Source organism: Streptomyces deserti (assembly GCF_054782695.1).
On record NZ_BAAGRZ010000020.1, the window covers coordinates 15,905 to 36,451 of the forward strand.

Consider the following 20,547-nt stretch of genomic DNA (forward strand, 5'->3'; position numbering starts at 1 on the left):
GCAGGGGCGGGCGGGCGAGGGAACGGCCGGGACCGGGCGGCGTGGCGTTTACAGATGGTGAAGACCAGGTAACCCTACTTGCCGTCGCACTACGGTTACGTAAGCGTAGGTACGTCGGACAGGACGAGGAACGGAGGGCCGGGATGGCAGGTGCGCTCCGGCACCTGGCGCGGCCGATATGGCAGGCCGCCGGCCGGCTGAGCACGCCGCTGCTGCCGGACGACTTCCTTGCGGTGGTGGATCCACTGTGGTCGGCCCGGTGGCCGGCGGGCCGGGTGGAGGCGCTGTGCGCGGAGACGGCGGACGCGACGACGCTGATGGTGCGGGCGGGGCGGGGCTGGTCGGGGTATCGGGCCGCCGGGCAGTACGTGCCACTGGGGGTGAGTATGGACGGGGTGCTGCACTGGCGGACGTACTCGATCACGACTCCGCCGGACGGCTCCGGGCGTTTCGCGATCACCGTGCGGGCGGTTCCGGGCGGGCGGGTGTCGTCGTACCTGGCGCAGCGGGTCAGGCCCGGGACGATCCTGCGTCTGGGACCCGGCCAGGGGGAGTTCGTCCTCCCGGACCCGCCGCCCGCGCGCCTGCTGTTCCTGACCGGCGGCATCGGCATCACTCCTGTGGCGGCCATGCTGCGCGCGCTCTCACGGCGCTCGGGCCGCCGGCCGGACACCGTATTGGTGCACAGCGCGCCGGACGCCGGCCGGGTGGTCTTCGGTGGCGAGCTGCGTGACATGGCCGCCCGCGAGAGCTGGTTCACGCTGTACGAACACCACACCCGCGGGGAGGGACGGCTGGACCTTGCCCGTCTGGACGCGCTGTGCCCCGACTGGCGGGAGCGCGAGACATGGGCCTGCGGGCCCGAAGGGCTGCTGGCGTTCGCCGAGCGGGCCTGGCGTGACGCGGATGTCCGCCACCAGCTGCACCTGGAGCGGTTCCGGCCGCCGCCGGTGGCCGCGTCCGGCGGCGGAACCGGCGGGCGGGTGTGCTTCACCCGCAGCGGTGTGGAGGCCGAGGCCCGCCCAGCCACGTCCTTGCTGGACATCGGCGAGGCGGCAGGCGTGGCCATGCCCAGCGGCTGCCGTATGGGCATCTGCCACAGCTGCGTCAGCCCGCTGTCCGCCGGACGGGTCCGCGACCTGCGGACCGGCAAGGTGCACGGCGAGCCGGGCGACCTGATCCAGACCTGCGTGTCGGCCGCCTGCGGCCCCGTTCACATCGACCTGTAGAGACGATCTGCCACGCTTTGGGAAGGGGAACACCTGTGGCCGCTGCGCTGGGTCTCACGCCGTCCGATGCCGACGCCTTCGGGCGGGAACTGGACCGTATCCGCGCCGAGGTGCTGGAAGACCTCGGCGCGCAGGACGCCCGGTACATCCACACGCTGATCACCGTCCACCGCGCCCTGGAGGCGGGCGGTAGGGCCGCATTGGCAGTGTCCCTGCTGCCGCCCGCCTGGCTGGCCGGCACAGCCCTGCTCACGACCGCCAAGATCCTGGAGAACATGGAACTGGGCCACAACATCCTGCACGGCCAGTGGGACTGGATGCGCGACCCGGCCATCCACTCCACCACCTGGGAGTGGGACTTCCCCACCCCGGCCGCCGCCTGGAAACACACCCACAACGACCTCCACCACACCTGGACCAACGTGGTGGGACGCGACCGGGACCTCGGGTACGTAGCCATGCGGATGAGCGAGGACCAGCCCTGGCACCCCGTCCACCTCCTCCAGCCGCTGTACGGCGGGCCGCTGCTGGCACCGGTCTTCGAATGGGCCATCGCGCTGTACGACCTGGAGCCCGAGGCCGTCGTCCAGGGCCGAAGGTCCGTGCGCGCGTTCCTGGGCGACCTCGCCGGGATGGCCCACAAGGCGGCACGGCAGTTCACCAAGGACTACGTCCTCTTCCCGCTGCTGGCCGGCCCGTCCGCCCTGCCCTGCCTGCTCGGCAACCTCACCGCCAACACCGTCCGCAACATCTGGGCGCACACCGTCATCTTCTGCGGTCACTTCCCCGTCGGCGCGGAATCCTTCACCGAGGACGAAATCGAGGGCGAGTCCCGCGGCGAGTGGTACGTACGTCAGGCACTCGGCTCGGCGAACATCGACGGCGGACCGCTCCTTCACATCCTCACCGGCAACCTCAGCCACCAGATCGAACACCACCTCTTCCCCGACCTGCCCAGCAACCGCTACGCCCAGATCGCTCCCCGGGTGCGCGAGCTGTGCGAGAAGTACGGCATCCCCTACACCACCGGCCCGCTGCCGCGGCAGTACGCCTCCACCTGGGCCCGCATCTGGCGCATGGCGCTCCCGTAACCCTGGCACCGATCCCACCCGCAGGCCGGGCATCCCACCGCCCGTCTCCGCGACCAGGTAGAAGCCCGCCTTGCTGAGGACGTGCCGTACCTGGGCGGCACAGACGAGGTGACGCCATCCCGTGCACCTGCCCCGGAGCCCGTCATGCGGGTCGGCCTCCCCATCGAGCCCCTACGGCGCAGTGCGGCCGGCGATGTTCCCGCCGGGGTCGTCGGCCAGCGCGATCAGCGCCGTGACGCGTTTGCCGACCGGTTCACGGTGGACTTCGTAGCCTTGGCTGACGGCGAGGGTGATCTCCAGGCCGTGCCGGCCCACTCGCCTCGGATCGGTGGCGGCTACGTCCGGCAGGACCGGATCGCTGTCCCACACCGAAACCCGTACCGCGCCGCCGACGATCTGCAGATCGAGCATGACCGGCCCAGGCGCGTACTTCACCGCGTTGGTGACCAGTTCACTGACCACCAGTTGCGTCATGCCCAGCGCCCGCTCGGACACCGGCAGCCCGTGCACGGCCTGCACATCGCTGAGAAAACCGGTGGCCAGGCGCCGCGCGGCACCAATACAGGAAGAGTCGCCGTCATAGGCGGCCGACGCCGACAGCGGATCACTGTCCCCGGTCTTCTGTCCTGCATCCCCCGCCGTCTGCCCCATACACCCCGCCCCGTTCCACATGATCGTCACAAAATATTCACGCTGCGCGTCCGGGCAGCATGCCATGCCGGCCGCCTGTCGACTGCCCCGCTGTGCTGTACGTGCCTGGGGGAGTTACTCGAAGTGACTGTGAGAGTCACCGTCCGACCAGACATGCGAAAACAATTAGGTGTTGTGGGGCGGGGAAGCGGCGCCGACCTCCCCAGGCGTTCCGCCGCTTCCCCGCCAGCACGGCCCGCCTACCCGAGGGCGCCCGTCTTACGCTCGCCCGTCACCTCGAAGCCCGCCGCGCCGCCACCGCGGCGGCCAGCTGCTTCTGCAGATGCTCCGGCATGGGCTCCTGCTGCGTCGTTCCGATCACGGCTTGGGCGATGTCGTGCAATTTGGTGTTGGTGTTCTGGGAGACCCTCACCAAGATCTCCCACGCTTCCTCCATCGTGCACGACCAGACCGCCATCAGCACTCCGCGGGCGATATCGATGACCGGCCGCCGCTCCAGCGCCGCCTTGAGCTGCTCGGTCTCCTCACGCAACAACTCTGCCCGCTCGGCAAGCGACAGCTCGCCGTCATCGGACATGGGGGAACGGGCCACACCGTCGCGCGCGCCGCCTGAAGGCTCTGTTCCAGTGCGGCCACGCCGGGGGCCCGGGCGTTGGGAAGGTCGCATATCCGACGCCTTCCCGGCAGCATCCCCCACACACCGGCCCCGTACGGTGACGCGAGTATAGAAGAGCACAAGAGCCAGGTACTGCCGCGTCGACGGCCCCTGTGTGTGTCCTCACACGTCGCGGTCGCCGGACGTCGCGAAACGCCTCCCCGACGCCACCGCGAAACGACTCCTGCGGACCCCCCGGCGCAAGGCGCTTCATCCTGGTTTGACCGGGGCAGTTGACATTGTGCTGCGGCGTACATTTACGTGGTCGGTGACCTCGTAACCGACGAGTGCCCACCACGGACGAAAAGGAGACGGCATGAGCCAGGCCCGCTTGACCGTCTCCCAGCACACCACCGCCGACGGCGTGAACGTCCTCGCCCTGGCCGGAGAGATCGACCACACCACGGCCGACATCTTCCGCCAGGCACTCACCGCAGACGACGGCCCCGCCCGGTACACGGCCGTCGTCGACTTCCGCGACGTCACCTTCATGGACTCCAGCGGCATCAACGTTCTTGTCGCCGCGAACAACGCGGCCCGGGCCCGCGGCGGCTGGCTGCGCCTGGCCCACACCCCCACGCGCGTGCTGGACCTCCTGCACATCGTCGGCCTGGACAACGTCCTCGAGCTGTACCCGACCCTCCATCAGGCCCTCGCGCCGGAAACCGCTGCCTGATCCCCGCCCGCTCCCTCCAGTGCCCGGCTTCGCTCCGCCAAGGTGCGCCGCTCTCCCAGCCGGAATCCCACGACCCCTGCGAGGAAGAGCAGCGCCGCCTTGACCGCCGTGTCACCGGCCGGCCAGGACATGCGTCAGCTGCCGATCGTGGCCAGGCCGGCTATGCCGGCGGCGTACGAGAGGAGGACGGCGATGCTGTCGACGCCCATCCGTAGGTACTGGCGTTGGGGCCGGAAGACCAGTCCGGTGACGTAGACGGCGGTCACCGCGATGCCGAGGGCGGTGAGGTAGATGTCGGTGTGATGCGCGGCGGGCAGGACCGGCTTGCCGGAGATGAGGGTGGCCAGCAGGAACAGCACTGGCAGGAACGCGTTGCCACCGAAGACATCGCTGATGGCCAGCTTTCCCGAGACGGGAGGCGGAGGCCAGTAGCCAACACGGGTACCGGCTCAACTTCACTGCCTCGTCCCGCGCGAGGCCTGCGGAGAGTGTTCGGCCCCGGCGCCGTCCCACGGAGACGGGCGGCGCCGGGGCCGAGGTTGCCGGACTCCGCAGCGGTGTCTGCGGGAGGGTGTGCGTCAGTGGCTGGCGGCGAGTTCGCCGCTGAGCTTGCCGTGGAGGTGGGCGCTCGGTTCGTTCAGGCCGGTGATCTCGACGCTCTTGCCGCGCTGGGCGTACTTGGTCTCGATGGCGTCCAGGGCGGCGACGGAGGAGGCGTCCCAGATGTGGGCGGCGGACAGGTCGACGACGACCTTGTCGGGGTCGCCCACGTAGTCGAACTGGCCGACGAGGTCGTTGGAGGAGGCGAAGAACAGCTCACCGGTCACCCGGTAAACCACGCTTGTGCCGTCGGGATCGGTCACCGCAGTGACCTCGGCCAGGTGGGCGACCCGCTTGGCGAAAACCACCATCGCGGTGATCGAGCCGACGACGACGCCGACGGCGAGGTTGTGGGTGGCGACCACGCAGGCGACGGTGATCACCATGACGGTGATCTCCCCGGCGGGCATCCGCTTGAGGGTTTTCGGGGCGATGGAGTGCCAGTCGAACGTCGCGAACGACACCATGACCATCACCGCGACCAGGGCGGCCATGGGGATGTCGGAGACGACCGGGCCGAAGACGATGCACAGCACCATCAGGAACGCCCCGGCGAGGAAGGTGGACAGGCGGGTGCGGGCACCGGACACCTTCACATTGATCATCGTCTGGCCGATCATGGCGCAACCGCCCATGCCGCCGAAGAAGCCGGTGACGATGTTGGCGATGCCCTGCCCGATCGACTCGCGGGTCTTGCTGGAGTGGGTGTCGGTGATGTCGTCGACCAGCTTTGCCGTCATCAGCGACTCCATCAGGCCGACCAAGGCCATCGCGAACGCGTACGGGGCAATGGTCGTCAGGGTGTCCAGGGTGAAGGGCACGTCCGGCAGGCCCGGAACCGGCAGTGAGGACGGCAGTTCACCCTTGTCGCCGACGGTGGGCACCGCGATCCCGGCCGCGACCGTGACCACGGTGAGGATCAAGATGGACACCAGCGGCGCCGGGATCACCGTGGTGATCTTCGGGAAGAGCACCATCAGCGCCAGCCCGGCCGCGATCAGCGGGTACACCGGCCAGGGCACGTCGGTCATCTCGGGGACCTGGGCCATGAAGATGAGGATGGCGAGGGCGTTGACGAAGCCGACCATCACCGAGCGCGGGATGAACCGCATCAGCTTCGCGACCCCCACCGCGCCCAGGATCACCTGGAAGACCCCGGCGAGGATGACCGCGGCGACGAGGTAGCCCAGGCCCTGCTCGCGGTTGAGCGGTGCGATCACGAGGGCCACCGCACCGGTGGCGGCGGAGATCATCGCCCGTCGGCCGCCGACGACGGCGATGGTGACGGCCATGGTGAAGGACGCGAACAGGCCGATCGCCGGATCGACCCCGGCGATGATCGAGAACGAGATCGCCTCCGGGATCAGGGCGAGCGCGACCACCAGGCCGGCCAGCGCCTCGGTGCGCCAGACCTTCGGATCACGCAGCCAGTCCGGGCGCAGGGCGCGCAACCGCGCGCCGGGAGAGAGAACGGAAGAAGACAAGAAAGCAGCTACCTGTCGTGCTCGGGCACACCCCGAGGGCAGGTCGGGGCGCGCGAAGAAAGGCGCGGGAGGCCGGGCCGACATCCCGCGATCGGCCCGCTGAGCAGGGCCGGAAGTCAACGTGAGGCAGAGTCGGCGAAGCAGCGGACGGGGCGCCTGCTCGGGCTCTGGTCAAAGGCGAAGCGTCACGGCGGACAGGCAGCGGCGCCGGGCACCACGGACTCGCGCACGCGTCTCTCCTGCAAGACTCGGATTCTTCGCCGGGGGCTGCATCGGCCCCGACACGGCAGCACGGCACGGCCTGCATGCCCGCCCCGCGCACGGAGCGAGGAACGGCTCGCAGGCCCAACCCTCACCACTGGAAACTCTACCCTAACGTTAGAGTAGAGATCGGCGGGCCGGGCAGGGGCACGGTACGGCCGGATACGAGAAGGGCCGGATCGGGGACGTGGACGGCAAGCACATGCAGATCGGCGAGGTCGCCGCGCGGACCGAGCTGTCGCTGCGCACCATCCGGCACTACGAGGAGGCCGGCCTCGTCATCCCTTCCGCCCGCTCCCAGGGCGGCTTCCGTCTCTACACCGAGACCGACGTGGCCCGCCTCATGGTGATCCGCCGCATGAAACCGCTCGGCTTCACGCTGGAGCAGATGCGCGACCTGCTCGAAGCCACCGACCGCCTTGACACCGCCGAGCAGCCCGACGCCGCCGAGCGGGAAGCCCTGCTGAACCGGGTGCGCGGTTACGAGCAGGCCGCCGCACGGAAGGTCGAGGAGCTGCGCGTCCAACTGGAGCGCGCCGAGGACTTCGCCTACACCCTCCGCAACCGGCTGGAGGCAGCCGCCCCTGAGAGCGGCTCTTTCGCCGGGCCGGCTGCGCACGCCTGACAGCGGCCGCGCGCCACGCGTCACTGGCCTTGCGCCTTGTGCGTGGCGGCGGCCCGGCGGGCACGGCGACGGTGTGCGGCAGGGCAGGCGGCGGGAGCGGCGGACCGCGTGGAGGCGGGCGGTCAGGGCGTCGGCGGCGAGGCGGGCCCGCTCGTAGGGTGACTTGGCCCGGGCGCGGGCCAGTGGGCGCACCACGGCCTGGTCCTCGGTGTCGTGCGGGTACAGGGCGCGCAGGTCGGCGGTCATCGAGCGGCCGGCGGGGCGGGTGTAGCCCTCGATGGCCGTCTGCACGATCTGTTCGTCCAGGCGGGGTTCGTGGGGGTGGCCGCGCAGGGTGGGCGAGGTGGCGGCGGCTTCGGCGAGCAGGTGCCAGCGCCGGAACCCGCCGTGCATCACGTACACCACGGCGGTGATGTCGACGGCGGCCAGCGCTATGTCGACGACCGGCCGCACCCGCGGCCCAGACCGCCGCGGCTGCCGCCCGGGCCCGTTCCGCCAGGCGGTAGGCGACGCAGGCGCCCACCTTCCGGATCGACGAATCCCGCCAAGCCGCAGGCAGTTCGGACAGCGACCGCACCTCCGCCGGCTTCGGCGGGCGGGAGCAGTCGGCGGCCTGCTGGTCCAGCGCGTAGGTGGCCCGCTCCCCCGGCGGATGGCCCTGCGTCGCCTCGTAATCGGTCACAAGGGCGGGCATCACGTCCGCGATCTGCCAACGGCGGGTGGACTGCCAGCCGATGAGCCGCTGGTCGATATCCGCGATCTCCGTGACCGGGCGCTTGCCGATGGACGACCACTCACCGGTTCCAGGCCAGCGGATCAGGTGCTGAGCCGGTCACTGCCGGGTGGTGTGCGTGGGCCAGGCATTCTTCGGCGAACGCCAGAACCTTGAGGTGGTAGGCGCGGGCAGTCCAGCCGAGACTGATGTTGTGCCCGGCGTGAGGCAGACGGTCGACGACAATCCGCGGAGCTGCGGACAGCCGTGCGGTCAGATCGGCGATCTCCTCATCGTTGTGGCGCCACCAGGCCTCATGCTCGGCGAAGGTCAGCCGGACGGGGACGCCAATACGCGGCAGGAGCACAGCCGACAGCCGCGTCCAGCCCGCCACCGTGCCGACCTCATGCGCAGGCATCGGCGCCACCACGGTCTGGCTCATCTGAAATGTCTCTGCCGGATACAAGCCCAGCGGCCCCCAGTTCAGCCGCCGCAGTCCCGCACCCGCCTCCCGGCCGACCAATCCGGGATTCACCGCGAGCCTGCGCCCGCACCCCGAGACATCCACGCCCAGCAGCTTGCGCACGCCGCTGTCCGCGGCGGCGGCCAAGGCGACCTTGGCCCCGAAGGAATGACCCAGCAGCAAGGTGCCGACACCGGGTGCATGGCGGGCAGTGAAGGCGGCTATTGCGGCCCGCACGGTCGCGGCCTGCGCGGTCAGTCTCTGCCCGCGGGGAAAGCGGCCGGCTGACGCACCGTAGCCGGGACGGTCCAGCGCCAGCACCGCATAACCCAAGCGCGCACCCAACGCCAGCAAGGACACATCCGGGTGCGCCTGGCCATCGAAATACCCGGCATTCATACCCCCGCCGTGCAGCGCAACGATCACCGCACGCGCAGAACCATCCACGGGTTCACTCATCAGACCGGACAGGGCGACGCCGTCCGCATCGACGCTGACCACCCGTACACCCGGCGAGAGCTGCCTGTGGCGCACCTGGGGTGCAGTCGGCGGCCTGCCTGCAGCGGCCTGCACCGTCGGGGCATCACCCACGGCACAGACCCCGACCGGGCCGGGAAAGGGTAAGCACCGATACCGCCCTGCCAGCCGCACACAGCACGCCAACCCCTCCACCCTCATCCCGAGCCGGACCGAAGCCAAGGGCAGCGCCCCGCCCCTCATCCTCCCAGCCGCATCCGCTGCCAGCCAGCCGAGCCAGCCACGCCCTCCCCCATCCACGGATGCAGACCATCATCCCGGTCCGTGACGCGGCGGGCCGTCAAGGGATCAACAATGCGTGGTGGTAGAAGTGCGTCGAGTGTCCGTAAGAACGGCGGAGAAACCAGGGAAATCGAGCGTGTGTTCTTCGATTGACAGGGCATCCGGAGCGTCGGAGGTTGATCACTATGGTTCCCCTGCTTCTGGTTCTGCTGCTGGCTCTGATCCTCTTTGGTGCGGGTTTCGCACTGAAGGCACTGTGGTGGATCGCCGTGATCGTGCTGGTGGTCTGGCTGCTGGGCTTCGTCGTGCGGACGGCGGACACAAGCGGCCGCAAGGGTCGCTGGTATCGCTGGTAACCCTCAAGCGGCAACGCGCCACACTGCGGGCCCCGGGTGCACCCGGGGCCCGCAGACATGTCCGGCAGTGGGGCCCGGTGAAGCAGCGGAACCTGCGCCTCCGTCCATCGGACCCCAGCTCCCTCCTGTCGGCGTCGCCATCGGGCCTTTACCGAGCAGTGCGGCCGGCGATGTTCCCGCCGGGGTCGTCGGCCAGCGCGATCAGCGCCGTGACGCGTTTGCCGACCGGTTCACGGTGGACTTCGTAGCCTTGGCTGACGGCGAGGGTGATCTCCAGGCCGTGCCGGCCCACTCGCCGCGGATCGGTGGCGGCTACGTCCGGCAGGACCGGATCGCTGTCCCACACCGAAACCCGTACCGCGCCGCCGACGATCTGCAGATCGAGCATGACCGGCCCAGGCGCGTACTTCACCGCGTTGGTGACCAGTTCACTGACCACCAGTTGCGTCATGCCCAGCGCCCGCTCGGACACCGGCAGCCCGTGCACGGCCTGCACATCGCTGAGAAAACCGGTGGCCAGGCGCCGCGCGGCACCAATACAGGAAGAGTCGCCGTCATAGGCGGCCGACGCCGACAGCGGATCACTGTCCCCGGTCTTCTGTCCTGCATCCCCCGCCGTCTGCCCCATACACCCCGCCCCATCTCACATGCTTCGCAAGAGATTCACGCTGTGTCCGGGCAGGATCGCATGACCAGCCAGACAGCGCCCATCCGCCTCCCGAAACCGCTGTCGAATGTGCGTCCGCTGTCGTGGAGAGAGCCAGACTGCCTGTTGGCTGCCCCGCTGGATCGCCGCACAAGCCTCTGGTCCGGCATAGAGGTTGCTTACCTCTTTGCGGAGGCGGGCGGGCTGTCGGTCACGTCGGCGGCTGTGGCATGGACAGGCAGGAGTGAGTCGATGCCGGTCATGCTGAGCATGCGCATCAGGCGGTCGGGGACGGCTGCGAGGCTGAGTGAGCCGCCCGCTTCCTGAGCTGCGTGCCAGATGCCGATGATCGCGCTGAGACCGGCGGAGTCGCAGAAGCCGACCCGTGCCAGGTCCAGGGTCAGGCGTGGGTGTCCTTGCTGAATGATCTCCAGGGCCCCGGAGCGCAGGTTGGGCGCGGTGTGCATGTCCACATCCCCGACGATCGTGGCGACCGCAAGGCCGGGGTGGGGGTGCTGGACGGTCAGGTGAAGCGTGTGGGTCACGTCGGTCATCACTCCTGGCCGAAGTGTTCGGGTGCGGTGGTGGTGTGGGCGGTGGCGGCGACCCCGGCATCGGGTGCGGTTTCGGGGTCAGACACGGACAGGGCCAGCAGGGCCACGTCGTCGCCGGCTCCGTCGGGCAGGGAGGCCAGCAACGTGACGGCGTCTTCGACCAGGGTGGTGGCGGTAAGGGGGCCGGTGCGCTGGTGGAGGAAGCCGGTCAGGCCGTCCTCGCCGAGCATGGTGCCCTGGGTGGTGCGGGCTTCGGTCAGCCCGTCGGTGTAGAGGAACAGGCCCTCCCCGGGGGCCAGGGAGAAGGTGGCCTGGGCGAAGTGTGCCTGGGGGAAGGCTCCGATGAGCATGCCGCCCTTGGGTCGGATCGCCTTGACCCATACCGCGCCGCTGTCGTCGGGGCGCAGGTGGTAGGCCGGCGGGTGGCCGCCGGTGGCCACTGTGACGGTGAAGCCGCCGTCCTCCCGTGGTACCAGCAGGCCGAAGAGAGCGGTGCAAAAGCGGCTTCCGGCGGTGACGTCGGTGAGCAGGGCGGTGTTGAGCGTGCTCAGGACGGTGACCGGGTCCGGATCCATCTGGGCCGCGACGCGCAGGGTGTGGCGGGTCAGGGCGGTGACGGTCGCCGCCTCGGGGCCCTTGCCGCACACGTCACCGAGGAAGAACGCCCACTGGCCGCCGCCGACGGGGAAGACGTCGTAGAAGTCGCCGCCCACATCGTGGACGGAGGCGGTGTGATAATGGCAGGCCAGCTCCAGGCCGGGCACCACGGGAAGCGCCGGGGGCAGCAGGGTTCGCTGGAGGGTGGAGGCGAACGCGGCGATGGCGGATTTGTCTTTCTCCGCTTGTTCCCGCGCCGCCCGTTCCGCCTCCCGCCGTTCCTGCTCGTTGCGTAGTGCGCGCAGCGCCGACAGCCGCAGCTCCATCTCGTCCAGGACGATCGCGGCAAGATCGGCCAGTGTGGCGGTGTCGTCCTCGGTGATGGAGCGCGGCTTGGTGTCCAGGACGTTGACCGTGCCCAGCCGGTGGCCGTCGGGGGTGATGATCGGTGCGGCGGCGTAGAAGCGCACACCCATCTCTCCGGCGACCAGCGGATTGTTTGCCGCCACGGGATCACGAAGGGTGTCGGGGATGACCAGCGCGTCATCGCGCAGAATCGCCGAGCCGCACAGGCCCGGATCGCGGCCGATCTCCTTGACGCCCTCCAGGCCGTGTGCGGCCTTGAACCAGATGCGGTCGGTGTCCACGATCGTGACCGTGGCCACGGGGACATCGAAGAGGCGGGCGGCCATGGCCGCCACCCGGTCGAACGCGCCGTCGGGCGGAGTGTCGAGGATGTCGTAGCGGCGTACCGCCGCAATACGGGCCGCCTCCACAGCCGGGTCCGGGACCAGCTCGGGGCGCCGCCCAGGCGCCGGGTGGGCCGCCGAAGCCTGCTGCGTCATCGGCTTTCCTCTCCGTCGATGGGCCGCCGCGAACGGCACGAACCGACGCAGCCTAGATCGAGTACACGTCCGAACGCCAATGCCGCGGTGAACGCCAGATTTGCGGCAGCATCGCTCACCTCCTTTCGCGCTCACGGCCGACACACGACACCACCGCTCAATCCGGAGAGGCCCTGACGTGACCGAACAGCACCAGGCCGAGCTCCACCACATCCGCGCGGCCATGGACCGGCTCCTGGCAGGACAGGCCATCGCCTCTGACGGGAGCCTGACCATCGTCGCTCTCGCTGCCGAGGCTGGCGTCGACCGCATGGCCCTCATGAAGCGACACGCTGATCTGAAGAACGAGTTCTCCGAGCGCGTCCGACACGAAACCCGGCAGGTCCCGGAGCCTGAGAAGCGGCTGCGGGAGACCGTCGCCAAGCTCAAGAAGACCATCGCGAACCAGAACGCCGAGATCGAAGAGCTCCGCCAGCTGGTGACCAACCAGATCTTCACCGTGGCGCCCGCCAGGTGGGCCACCCCGGCAGCACGAGACGGTAAGGCGTCGGCTGGTGCACTCTCCCGCCCATGACGATCACCAGGTATGGAGGAGCCCTGCCCTCTCTGCCGCACGCCGCTGCTCGTGGACGTGTGCCAAGTCCGCTCCGCACAGTCCGACTCCCCCACGGCTGAGCGGGTCACCGGACACCGCTGCCATGGCTGCCAAGCGACCCGGCCCTTGCAGTGGACGGAAGTGATGCGCGCCGTCTACGGCGACGCCTGACGGCGTCGTGCGAATGCTGTCGTCCGGCCGTTTCAGCCGCGACTCGTACGGCGAGCGGCCCGCCTCGTAAACCGATCGGTTTCCGCTTGTAGCCGACGTGCCTCCAGGGAAGGCACTTCGGCCCCTCCTCGCCGGGTTCAGCCCGCTACCGGGATCGGCTTGTCGGCGTCGGTCGGCACGTCGGTCTCTTTGACGCCGTACCGCATGTAGAAGCGGGCCAGCGGGCCAGGAGCCCACCAGGCCGCCCTGCCCATCAGCTTCATGACGGCCGACCCCAGCAGGATGCGCACCACCAGCACGTCCACCAGGACCGCGAACACCATGCCGACGCCGAAGAGCTTCATGGTCAGCACACCGCTCATCCCGATCGCAGTGAGCGGCACGCACATCAGCAGCGCGGCGCTCAGGACCAGGCGGCCGATGGACTGCAGAGACACGTCGGCCGACTGCCACCAACCCGGGATCATCGTGCGATAGAGGTAGCCCCAGGTCGGCTCGTCGTGAGCGAGGACCACGACCGGGCCGTCGGGCGGCCCCTCGTCGACATAGTGCACACGCAGGCCCTACCGACCATGGCCGTACCGAGGCTCGTACGGCCAATCGGAGAGGCCGACGAAGCGCTCGTCAGGTGTTCGTTCGATGTTTATGCGACGCAGCGTACACCGATCGGTTTCGGGTCACACCGATCGGTTTCCCGCTGCGGTTCGGTCGGCTCGCGGAATGGTCCGAGGCCGTTGTTGCAGGTCACCGTCGGCCCCACTGTGCAGCCGACGCCTTTCGCCGGACGGCGAGATGTGGGTCGAGGGAGATGGCCACCCCTTGGGCTTGCCATGCGGAAACCGACCAGTTTACGCTGATGGAAACTGATCGGTTTCTCGCCGCGGCGGCGAGTCTCCACGCCAGACTCACTCACTAGGAGCACCCGATGACCACCGCGCGCGACGCCGAGGGACAGTCGGCGGATCCCAGGCTTCCGGCGAAGCTGGCTGCGCACCCGTCGGTGCGGGCCGTGCTCGCCCGGCGCAGAGCCGGTGACGTCACGAGCCCGCCGGCGGTGATCGACGCGGCTTGGCTGCGCGAACTGTGCCTGGCGACCGGCGCGGACGACGCGGCCGCGGTCAGCCTGGACCACCCCGACCTGGCAGGCGAGCGCGAGCACGCACAGTCCGCACTGCCCGGCACCCGCACTCTGATCGCGATGGCGGTCCGGATGAACCGCGACAACTGCCGCTCCCCGGCCCGCAGCGTGGCCAACCAGGAGTTCCACCAGACCGACGAACAGGCCAACCACGCCGCCCGCAGCGTCACCCAGGCACTGCAGGACGCCGGCTACCGCGCGCTCAATCCGTCGGTCGGCTTCCCCCAAGAGATGGACCGCTTCCCCAGTGAGCGGATCTGGGTGGTGGCGCACAAGACGGTCGCGGTGGCCGCGGGGCTCGGCGTGATGGGCCTGCACCGCAACGTCATCCACCCGAAGTTCGGCAACTTCATACTGCTGGCCACCGTCCTGGTGGACGCCGAGGTGAGCGAGTACGGGCAGGCGCTGGACTACAACCCCTGCATCGACTGCAAGCTGTGCGTCGCCGCCTGCCCGGTCGGCGCCATCAGCAAGGACGGGGCATTCGACGCGCTGGCCTGCACCACGCACAACTACCGGGAGTTCATGAGCGGGTTCACCGACTGGGCGCAGACCGTGGCCGACAGTCAGGACGCCGCCGACTACCGCTCCCGGGTCTCCGATTCCGAGAGCGCCTCCATGTGGCAGAGCCTGGCCTCGCCCCCCGGCTACAAGTCCGGCTACTGCATGGCCGTCTGCCCCGGCGGCGAAGACGTCCTGGGCCCCTACCTGGACGACCGCAAGACCTTCATGGACACCGTCCTGCGACCGCTGCAGGACAAAAAGGAAACCCTCTACGTCCTGCCGGGCTCACACGCGCAGGAATACGCCCGGCGCCGCTTCCCCCACAAGCCCGTCAAGGAAGTCACCGGCGGCTGGCAGCCCCCGACGTAACACCCCGCGGCCCCCTGGCACTGCCGGGGCAGGGAGACCTCACGGGCATACTCGCGCTGCTGTTCACCGTGCTCTACGTCGGTGCCGACATCGATCCGGTCGACCACACGAAGAAGCTGCCCGTCGGTCTGGTCAACGCCGACAGAGGGGCTTCTGCCGGGGGCAAGCACATCAACCTGGGAGCGCAGCTCACCGAGTCGATCATCAGGTCCACTGCGAGCGGGCGCAAGATCGACTGAAAGGTGCTGGACGAGAAGGGGGCGAAGGACGAAGTCGGGGAGGGCAAGCTGTACGGCGCGCTCGTCACCCCCGCTGACTTCTCCTCCTCGACCACCGCACTGACCAGCACGACGACCACCGGGACCCCGGTCCGCCCGGCGCTGACGATGCTGGCCAACCAGTCCGCCGGCAGCCTGGGCTCCAGCCTGGCTCGGGCGGCGACGACGGCGGCGGCGGCCGAGAGTGCCTCGCTCCAGGCGGGCAGGGAGCTGACCGCGCAGAACGGGGCCGGGCACGCGAAGCTGCCCGTCGCGGCGCGCGTCCTGCTCGCCGACCCGGTCGCCGTCACGGTCAAGGACGGGCGTCCACTCGACCCGCACAGCGGCCTGGGTCTGACGGCGTTCTACTACGCGCTCGTCCTAGTGGTCTGCGGCATGCTGTCCACCAATGTCATCAGCGGCCAGGTGGACCACGCCCTCGGCTATACCCACAACGACATGGGCCCGCTGCGCCTGCACCGCCCGCCGATCCGGGCGACCCCGGGTGCAGACCCTCGCGATCAGCAGCACCCTGATGATCGCTCTGTCCCCGCTGATGGGAACCCTGGTCATGGTGGGCGCGGTCGGCATCATGGGGATGGACGCCGCCCATCTGCCGCTGCTGTGGCTGGTCTCGGTATGCGCCATCGCGGTCTCCGGGATCGGTGCCCTCGCCCTCCTTGCCGTCTTCGGCACGCCCGGCATGCTGGTGGTCACGCTGGTCTTCATCGGGATGGCGGTGCCGACGGCCGGCGCCACCACCCCCATCGAGGCGCTCCCCGGCTTCTACCGCTTCCTCGCGGAGTTCGAGCCGCTGCGGCAGCTCACCGGCGGTCTCCGCTCGATCCTCTGCTACGACGCCCAGGCCGACGCGGGCCTGACCCGGGGCTGGGTGATGATGGCCGTCAGCCTCGCGGCGGCCGTGCTGTTCGGCTTCGGCACGGCCGGTTGGTACGACCGTAGGGGGTTGCATCGCATCCCGGCCGAGACGAAGTCCGAGAAGACCGCCGCCCCGGCGTAGCGGAAGCCGTCCCGCCACACCCTGAAAACCGATCGGTTTTCATTTCGTCCTCAGCGAGTTAACCTCGCAGCATGACCACCGAAGTGAAGCCAAGTACCAGAGAGCGGCTGCTGGAGGCAGCGGCCACGCTCACCTACCAAGAGGGTGTCGGTATCGGCGTCGAGGCACTGTGCAAGGCGGCGGGGGTGTCGAAGCGCTCCCTGTACCAGCTGTTCGAGAGCAAGGACGAACTGCTGGCGGTGAGCCTGGAGGAGCGCGCCTCCGCGTTCGTGGCGACCCTCCTGCCCGCGGCGGACGACGGCCGCTCACCCCGCGAGCGGATCCTGCACGTCTTCGAGCAGGTGGAACTGCAGGCAGGTGCGCCCGAGTTCCGGGGCTGCCGGTACCTGGCCGTTCAGATCGAGCTCAAGGATCAGAGCCACCCCGCGAGCCGGGTGGCCCACCGGATCAAGGCGAACCTGACGGCGTTCTTCCGTGGCGAGGCCGAACAGGGCGGGGCGAGCGATCCGGACCTGCTGGCCCGGCAGCTCAGCCTGGTCTTCGACGGCGCCAGTGCCCGTGCAGGGATCGGCGCCGACAAGCTGACCGGGCTCATCGCGCCCACGGTGGCCACCCTGCTCGATGCGGCAGGCGTGCGCTGACGCATCCCTTTTCGAGCAGGCGCGGGCACTGAGGTGCTCCTCGAGTTGATGCCGGTTTGGGCAGCCGGAGCAGCTCGCATGACCGCATGCCCCTTACTTGCCGCGCTCAGCGGAAGCCCGGCAGGCTTCCCAGAGTCTCCTCCAGCCGGCCCGGCGAGCTCGCGACCGCCCGTTCGAAAGCCGGCCGGATGTCTTCCGTGCTCCACATCAAGGCGGCGGCGAAGATCGCCTTATTGCCCGGGAAGAGCCCGGAAGGCGTACGGCCGCGTGACACCGACGCGCTGGGCAAGCACCTCCGCAGAGGTGCCGTAGTGGCCCATAGCCCGTAGCCCGTAGCGCGAACTCGGCGATCCCGCACGGACGACGCTCTCGACTCGCTTCCCGCGCACCGATCCCGCCCATGCCGTCACCCCGGCAGACGCGCTCCGGCCGACTGCCCCCGAGATCCCGCACCGGCGTCCCGCGGTGTCGGGGCAACGGGCGGCGCCGCGAAGCTCCCGCGCCGTACGGGCGACACCTCGCGCGGACGCGCCCGGCCCGACGGCGGTCGAACGCGCCGACCGCCCGGTGACGGATCGACCTGAACGCAGCCGGTGACGCGGCCCGGATCAGTTCCTGCGTGAGCTTGCACATGAAAACCGATCGGTTTACAGTGTAAGGAAACCGATCAGTTTCTCAATGTGTGCGGGAGTCCATGATGACGACAAGCCGGCCGGTGGCACTCGTGACGGGTGCGTCATCCGGCATCGGGAAGGAAGCCGCACGCGCGCTGGTCGCAGCGGGTTTCGACGTGGTCGGCACAGGCCGCGACACCTCGCGCGTCGCCCCGCTCCGCGGTGTGACGTTCCTCGACCTCGACGTGACCAGTGACGCCTCGGTCACCACCGCGGTCGAGCAGGTGATCGTGCTGTTGGGGCAGATTGACGTCCTGGTCAACAACGCCGGCGTCGGCTCGATGGGCGCGGCCGAGGAAACCTCCGTCGCGCAGGCCCAGGGCGTCTTCGACACCAATGTCTTCGGGGTCATGCGCATGGTGAACGCGGTCCTGCCGCACATGCGCGCGCAGGGACGCGGGCGCATCATCAACATCTCGTCCGTGCTCGGATTCCTGCCCCAGCCCTACATGGCCGCCTACGCCGCCTCCAAGCACGCGATCGAGGGCTACTCCGAGTCCCTGGACCACGAGGTCCGCGAGCACGGCGTCCGGGCACTCATCGTCCAACCCGCCTACACCAGGACCGGATTCGAGGCCAACAGCGGGAAGCCCGACACGCCCCTGCAGGTCTACGCGAAGCAGCGGCAGACCGTCGACCGCGTGATGGCGGAGGCGATCAGCAACGGCGACGCACCCGCCGTCGTCGCCAAGGCGATCGTCGCGGCGGCGACCGACGCCAAACCGAAGCTGCGCTACACCGCCGGCCCCACGGCCGGACGCGCGAGCACACTGCGCCGCGTCGCTCCCGCCCGGGTCTTCGACAAGCAGATCCGCAAGATCAACCGGCTGGCCGGCTGACGCGCAACGCGCGCACCGGGCGCCCCTGTTCAATCAGCATGTCGACCATCGTTCGGCTCACACCACCGATCTCACCGGCGGCACCGGTGATCAGGATGGGGTCGCGCTCCGGCATCAAAGTGTGCTCTGCCTGGTCGGGGTGCGGCGGTTTTCTAGATGGCGCTCTGTAAGGCGAAGGCGTTGAGCTCGGTGGCCGCCTCCGCGTGAGCCTGTCCATCGGTGCTGCGAGTCCGGCGTCGCCCGGCTCGTCGAGAGCCACGGTTTCGGGCGCGCCGCGTCCTTCCGCTGAGAGAACGAGCAGCGTTCCTGCTGCTTCGGACGGTCCTGCAGCAGGCCGCTGAGCGGCATCCTCGGGTGCCGAGTCCGGCGTTGAAACCGCAGGCACCTCGGGCCTCCTTTGTTGCTTGGATAAGTCTGTTCACCTACCTGCGGCGGGAGAGAGCTGATCCGGCACTCAATTTCCCGACACCCGCTGTGATTCACGCCATCCCTCACTGTCTGGCAGCGTTCCCCTTTCGCCGGCCCAACTCAGCCGCCGTCGCTCGAAGGGGCTGGCCGATCATCGCCCTGACACCACATCACTCCGCGTGGCAGGGTCAGCTGTGATCACGAACAGCTGAGACGAGGGGTCTTCCGTGGACGCGCGGATGTGGGACGGACTGGTCAGCGTGATGAAGGAGGCGTACACCGCCGGCCTCGGGACGGGCACCGTGCCCCGCCCGGCCATCATCCGACTCCACGCGCCAGCCGTGCGCATTGTCACCGATACGACGCACTGCGACGCGTCGACGTGGAGGGCTGCGATCGGTGCCGGCTGCGAGCGCCAAGCACCGCGTCGCACGGTATTTGGCAGCCAGGATCAGGCGATGACGGGCACCGCCACCGGAGGTTGTGGTCCCACGTACCGCGCCGCTGGGCGGATGATCTTCGAGTCCTGTGCCTGTTCGAGGACGTTGGCGCTCCAGCCCACCACCCGTGCCGCCGCGAACGTGGGGGTGAACATCTCGCGGGGCAGACCGCACAGTTCCATGACCACGCCTGCGTAGAACTCGACATTGGTGTGGAGTTCACGGCCGGGCTTGAGCTCAGCCAGGATCGCCTCCACATGCTGTTCGACCTCGACCGCGAACTCGACCAGCGGGCCGCCGATTTGTTGCGCGATGCCGCGAAGCATGCGCGAACGCGGGTCCTCGGCACGGTAGACGGGATGCCCAAAGCCCATGATGCGCTCCCCCGCCAAGACGTGGTCGCGGATCCACGCATCGATCCGGTCACGGCTACCGATCGCATCCAGAGTGTCCAGCGCGCGGCTGGGAGCACCTCCGTGCAGCGGACCGGAGAGGGCTCCGACCGCGCCGACCAGGGCGGCCGCCACGTCCGCGCCGGTGGAGGCGATGACCCGTGCGGTGAAGGTCGAGGCGTTGAAGCCGTGGTCGATGGTGGAGATCAGGTACTGCTCGATCGCCTTAGCCCGCTCGGCATCCGGCTGCGAGCCGGTCAGCATGTAGAGGTAGTTCGCGGCGTAGGGAAGATCCTCACGCGGCTCGACCGGTTCCAGGCCCTGCCCCAGCCGATACAGGGCCGTCAACAGGGTGGGCACGGCCGCCACGGCCGCCACCGTGTCCGCTCGGCGCTGCTCGGCGTCGATGTCGTACACCGGTCGGAACCCCTTCACCGCCCCGAGCAGCGACAGCGCACTGCGCAGGCCGGCCAGCGGCCCGGACGGGCCGCTGGCCGCGGCGACGGCGGGCAGCGCGGCGCGCACCTCGTCGGGCAGCCGACGCAACTGCGCCGTGTGAGCGGCGAACGCGGCACACTGCGCGGCGTCCGGCAGGTCGCCGTGAACCATCAAATGCCACACGTCCTCGAAGCTGCGGCTCTGCGCGAGGTCGACAGCGGAGTATTGGCGATAGTGATAGAAGCCCTCCTGCCCCCTCACGTCGCCCAGGGCAGTGTCGGTGACGACCACCCCCGCCAGGCCCCGCGGAACATCGACAGGGGCAGATGCAGCCCGGTTGATCGGCATGCCTCCTCCTTCAACTTGATTCGACTATCAATGCTTGACTACACCGATGTCAATATTGATTTAATCAACATGGATCAATGTGCAGGGAAGGCGGTTACGGTGACCCCT

At 69.3% G+C, this 20,547-nt stretch carries 20 protein-coding genes and 2 pseudogenes; 10 read left to right on the forward strand and 12 right to left on the reverse strand.

Annotated features, from left to right (window positions below):
• Positions 1-143 precede the first annotated feature (143 nt).
• Complete coding sequence (locus ACYVMZ_RS27245; RefSeq protein ID WP_461084133.1) at positions 144-1,229, forward strand: ferredoxin reductase; 1,086 nt, start codon at positions 144-146, stop codon at positions 1,227-1,229.
• A gap of 35 nt (positions 1,230-1,264) precedes the next feature.
• Positions 1,265-2,320 (forward strand): fatty acid desaturase family protein, encoded by a 1,056-nt coding sequence (locus ACYVMZ_RS27250; RefSeq protein WP_461084135.1) that lies wholly within the window; start codon positions 1,265-1,267, stop codon positions 2,318-2,320.
• A 171-nt stretch (positions 2,321-2,491) separates the two neighbouring features.
• Here ACYVMZ_RS27250 and ACYVMZ_RS27255 read toward each other — a convergent pair whose 3' ends face one another.
• The gene (locus ACYVMZ_RS27255) at positions 2,492-2,971 is read right to left on the reverse strand and encodes an ATP-binding protein (RefSeq protein ID WP_461084137.1); all 480 of its coding nucleotides are present in this window, start codon (positions 2,969-2,971) and stop codon (positions 2,492-2,494) included.
• 271 nt (positions 2,972-3,242) lie between these two features.
• Positions 3,243-3,548: an ANTAR domain-containing protein gene (locus ACYVMZ_RS27260; protein WP_461084139.1), complete on the reverse strand. Its 306-nt coding sequence runs from the start codon at positions 3,546-3,548 to the stop codon at positions 3,243-3,245.
• 394 nt (positions 3,549-3,942) lie between these two features.
• Here ACYVMZ_RS27260 and ACYVMZ_RS27265 point away from each other — a divergent pair, with 394 nt between their 5' ends.
• Positions 3,943-4,302: an STAS domain-containing protein gene (locus ACYVMZ_RS27265; protein ID WP_461084141.1), complete on the forward strand. Its 360-nt coding sequence runs from the start codon at positions 3,943-3,945 to the stop codon at positions 4,300-4,302.
• 134 nt (positions 4,303-4,436) lie between these two features.
• Here ACYVMZ_RS27265 and ACYVMZ_RS27270 read toward each other — a convergent pair whose 3' ends face one another.
• Together ACYVMZ_RS27270 and ACYVMZ_RS27275 are read right to left on the reverse strand one after the other, a co-directional pair.
• Positions 4,437-4,661, reverse strand: coding sequence for a hypothetical protein (locus ACYVMZ_RS27270; protein WP_461084143.1), 225 nt, complete (start codon positions 4,659-4,661; stop codon positions 4,437-4,439).
• Positions 4,662-4,880: 219 nt separating this feature from the next.
• Positions 4,881-6,386 carry a SulP family inorganic anion transporter gene (locus tag ACYVMZ_RS27275; protein WP_461084145.1) on the reverse strand — a complete coding sequence of 502 codons (1,506 nt, stop codon included), beginning with the start codon at positions 6,384-6,386 and terminating at the stop codon, positions 4,881-4,883.
• A 448-nt stretch (positions 6,387-6,834) separates the two neighbouring features.
• Here ACYVMZ_RS27275 and ACYVMZ_RS27280 point away from each other — a divergent pair, with 448 nt between their 5' ends.
• A complete protein-coding gene (locus ACYVMZ_RS27280) occupies positions 6,835-7,272 on the forward strand; it encodes a MerR family transcriptional regulator (protein WP_461084147.1) in 438 nt (145 codons plus the stop codon).
• Between the two features lie 595 nt (positions 7,273-7,867).
• On the opposite strand, the pseudogene ACYVMZ_RS27285 reads toward ACYVMZ_RS27280, so the two are convergent.
• Both ACYVMZ_RS27285 and ACYVMZ_RS27290 read right to left on the reverse strand, forming a co-directional pair.
• Positions 7,868-8,092 (reverse strand): annotated as a pseudogene (locus tag ACYVMZ_RS27285) (hypothetical protein); the annotation flags it as partial.
• Positions 8,067-8,906 (reverse strand): alpha/beta hydrolase, encoded by an 840-nt coding sequence (locus ACYVMZ_RS27290; protein WP_461084303.1) that lies wholly within the window; start codon positions 8,904-8,906, stop codon positions 8,067-8,069. The pseudogene ACYVMZ_RS27285 and the gene ACYVMZ_RS27290, both read right to left, overlap by 26 nt.
• Before the next feature lie 485 nt (positions 8,907-9,391).
• Between ACYVMZ_RS27290 and ACYVMZ_RS27295 the strand changes: the two genes are divergently transcribed.
• Entirely contained in the window at positions 9,392-9,562 is a 171-nt protein-coding gene (locus ACYVMZ_RS27295; protein WP_361950522.1) for a hydrophobic protein, read from the forward strand.
• A 148-nt stretch (positions 9,563-9,710) separates the two neighbouring features.
• Here ACYVMZ_RS27295 and ACYVMZ_RS27300 read toward each other — a convergent pair whose 3' ends face one another.
• The 3 genes from ACYVMZ_RS27300 to ACYVMZ_RS27310 form a co-directional block, all read right to left on the reverse strand.
• Positions 9,711-10,190 carry an ATP-binding protein gene (locus ACYVMZ_RS27300; RefSeq protein WP_461084149.1) on the reverse strand — a complete coding sequence of 160 codons (480 nt, stop codon included), beginning with the start codon at positions 10,188-10,190 and terminating at the stop codon, positions 9,711-9,713.
• 197 nt (positions 10,191-10,387) lie between these two features.
• The gene (locus tag ACYVMZ_RS27305) at positions 10,388-10,753 is read right to left on the reverse strand and encodes an STAS domain-containing protein (RefSeq protein WP_461084151.1); all 366 of its coding nucleotides are present in this window, start codon (positions 10,751-10,753) and stop codon (positions 10,388-10,390) included.
• An 8-nt stretch (positions 10,754-10,761) separates the two neighbouring features.
• Positions 10,762-12,204 carry a PP2C family protein-serine/threonine phosphatase gene (locus ACYVMZ_RS27310; protein ID WP_461084153.1) on the reverse strand — a complete coding sequence of 481 codons (1,443 nt, stop codon included), beginning with the start codon at positions 12,202-12,204 and terminating at the stop codon, positions 10,762-10,764.
• A gap of 178 nt (positions 12,205-12,382) precedes the next feature.
• Here ACYVMZ_RS27310 and ACYVMZ_RS27315 point away from each other — a divergent pair, with 178 nt between their 5' ends.
• Entirely contained in the window at positions 12,383-12,778 is a 396-nt protein-coding gene (locus ACYVMZ_RS27315; protein WP_461084155.1) for a hypothetical protein, read from the forward strand.
• Between the two features lie 329 nt (positions 12,779-13,107).
• Here the strand turns inward: ACYVMZ_RS27315 and ACYVMZ_RS27320 are convergent, their stop codons facing one another.
• Positions 13,108-13,524 (reverse strand): MMPL family transporter, encoded by a 417-nt coding sequence (locus tag ACYVMZ_RS27320; RefSeq protein WP_461084157.1) that lies wholly within the window; start codon positions 13,522-13,524, stop codon positions 13,108-13,110.
• A gap of 371 nt (positions 13,525-13,895) precedes the next feature.
• On the opposite strand from ACYVMZ_RS27320, the gene ACYVMZ_RS27325 reads away from it, so the two are divergent.
• The 4 genes and pseudogenes from ACYVMZ_RS27325 to ACYVMZ_RS27340 all read left to right on the forward strand — a co-directional run bounded on the left by ACYVMZ_RS27325 (position 13,896) and on the right by ACYVMZ_RS27340 (position 18,413).
• Positions 13,896-14,981 carry a 4Fe-4S binding protein gene (locus ACYVMZ_RS27325; protein WP_461084159.1) on the forward strand — a complete coding sequence of 362 codons (1,086 nt, stop codon included), beginning with the start codon at positions 13,896-13,898 and terminating at the stop codon, positions 14,979-14,981.
• Positions 14,963-16,259: pseudogene (locus ACYVMZ_RS27330) on the forward strand (DUF3533 domain-containing protein). The gene ACYVMZ_RS27325 and the pseudogene ACYVMZ_RS27330 overlap by 19 nt, the downstream one beginning before the upstream one ends.
• A gap of 71 nt (positions 16,260-16,330) precedes the next feature.
• Positions 16,331-16,900 carry a TetR/AcrR family transcriptional regulator gene (locus tag ACYVMZ_RS27335; RefSeq protein WP_461084161.1) on the forward strand — a complete coding sequence of 190 codons (570 nt, stop codon included), beginning with the start codon at positions 16,331-16,333 and terminating at the stop codon, positions 16,898-16,900.
• 697 nt (positions 16,901-17,597) lie between these two features.
• Positions 17,598-18,413 carry an oxidoreductase gene (locus ACYVMZ_RS27340; protein ID WP_461084305.1) on the forward strand — a complete coding sequence of 272 codons (816 nt, stop codon included), beginning with the start codon at positions 17,598-17,600 and terminating at the stop codon, positions 18,411-18,413.
• Here the strand turns inward: ACYVMZ_RS27340 and ACYVMZ_RS27345 are convergent.
• A complete protein-coding gene (locus tag ACYVMZ_RS27345) occupies positions 18,394-18,528 on the reverse strand; it encodes a hypothetical protein (RefSeq protein WP_461084163.1) in 135 nt (44 codons plus the stop codon). The genes ACYVMZ_RS27340 and ACYVMZ_RS27345 overlap by 20 nt on opposite strands.
• A gap of 744 nt (positions 18,529-19,272) precedes the next feature.
• The gene (locus tag ACYVMZ_RS27350; RefSeq protein WP_461084165.1) at positions 19,273-20,439 is read right to left on the reverse strand and encodes a citrate synthase; all 1,167 of its coding nucleotides are present in this window, start codon (positions 20,437-20,439) and stop codon (positions 19,273-19,275) included.
• Positions 20,440-20,547: the final 108 nt, after the last annotated feature.

Bases quoted from the DNA above. Each gene is read 5' to 3' on its own strand.
- ACYVMZ_RS27245 (WP_461084133.1), top strand. From the start codon at position 144: ATGGCAGGTGCGCTCCGGCACCTGGCGCGGCCGATATGGCAGGCCGCC.
- ACYVMZ_RS27255 (WP_461084137.1), bottom strand. From the start codon at position 2,971: ATGGGGCAGACGGCGGGGGATGCAGGACAGAAGACCGGGGACAGTGAT.
- ACYVMZ_RS27260 (WP_461084139.1), bottom strand. From the start codon at position 3,548: ATGTCCGATGACGGCGAGCTGTCGCTTGCCGAGCGGGCAGAGTTGTTG.
- ACYVMZ_RS27265 (WP_461084141.1), top strand. From the start codon at position 3,943: ATGAGCCAGGCCCGCTTGACCGTCTCCCAGCACACCACCGCCGACGGC.
- ACYVMZ_RS27290 (WP_461084303.1), bottom strand. From the start codon at position 8,906: ATGAGTGAACCCGTGGATGGTTCTGCGCGTGCGGTGATCGTTGCGCTG.
- ACYVMZ_RS27295 (WP_361950522.1), top strand. From the start codon at position 9,392: ATGGTTCCCCTGCTTCTGGTTCTGCTGCTGGCTCTGATCCTCTTTGGT.
- ACYVMZ_RS27300 (WP_461084149.1), bottom strand. From the start codon at position 10,190: ATGGGGCAGACGGCGGGGGATGCAGGACAGAAGACCGGGGACAGTGAT.
- ACYVMZ_RS27310 (WP_461084153.1), bottom strand. From the start codon at position 12,204: ATGACGCAGCAGGCTTCGGCGGCCCACCCGGCGCCTGGGCGGCGCCCC.
- ACYVMZ_RS27325 (WP_461084159.1), top strand. From the start codon at position 13,896: ATGACCACCGCGCGCGACGCCGAGGGACAGTCGGCGGATCCCAGGCTT.
- ACYVMZ_RS27335 (WP_461084161.1), top strand. From the start codon at position 16,331: ATGACCACCGAAGTGAAGCCAAGTACCAGAGAGCGGCTGCTGGAGGCA.
- ACYVMZ_RS27340 (WP_461084305.1), top strand. From the start codon at position 17,598: ATGACGACAAGCCGGCCGGTGGCACTCGTGACGGGTGCGTCATCCGGC.
- ACYVMZ_RS27345 (WP_461084163.1), bottom strand. From the start codon at position 18,528: ATGCCGGAGCGCGACCCCATCCTGATCACCGGTGCCGCCGGTGAGATC.
- ACYVMZ_RS27350 (WP_461084165.1), bottom strand. From the start codon at position 20,439: ATGCCGATCAACCGGGCTGCATCTGCCCCTGTCGATGTTCCGCGGGGC.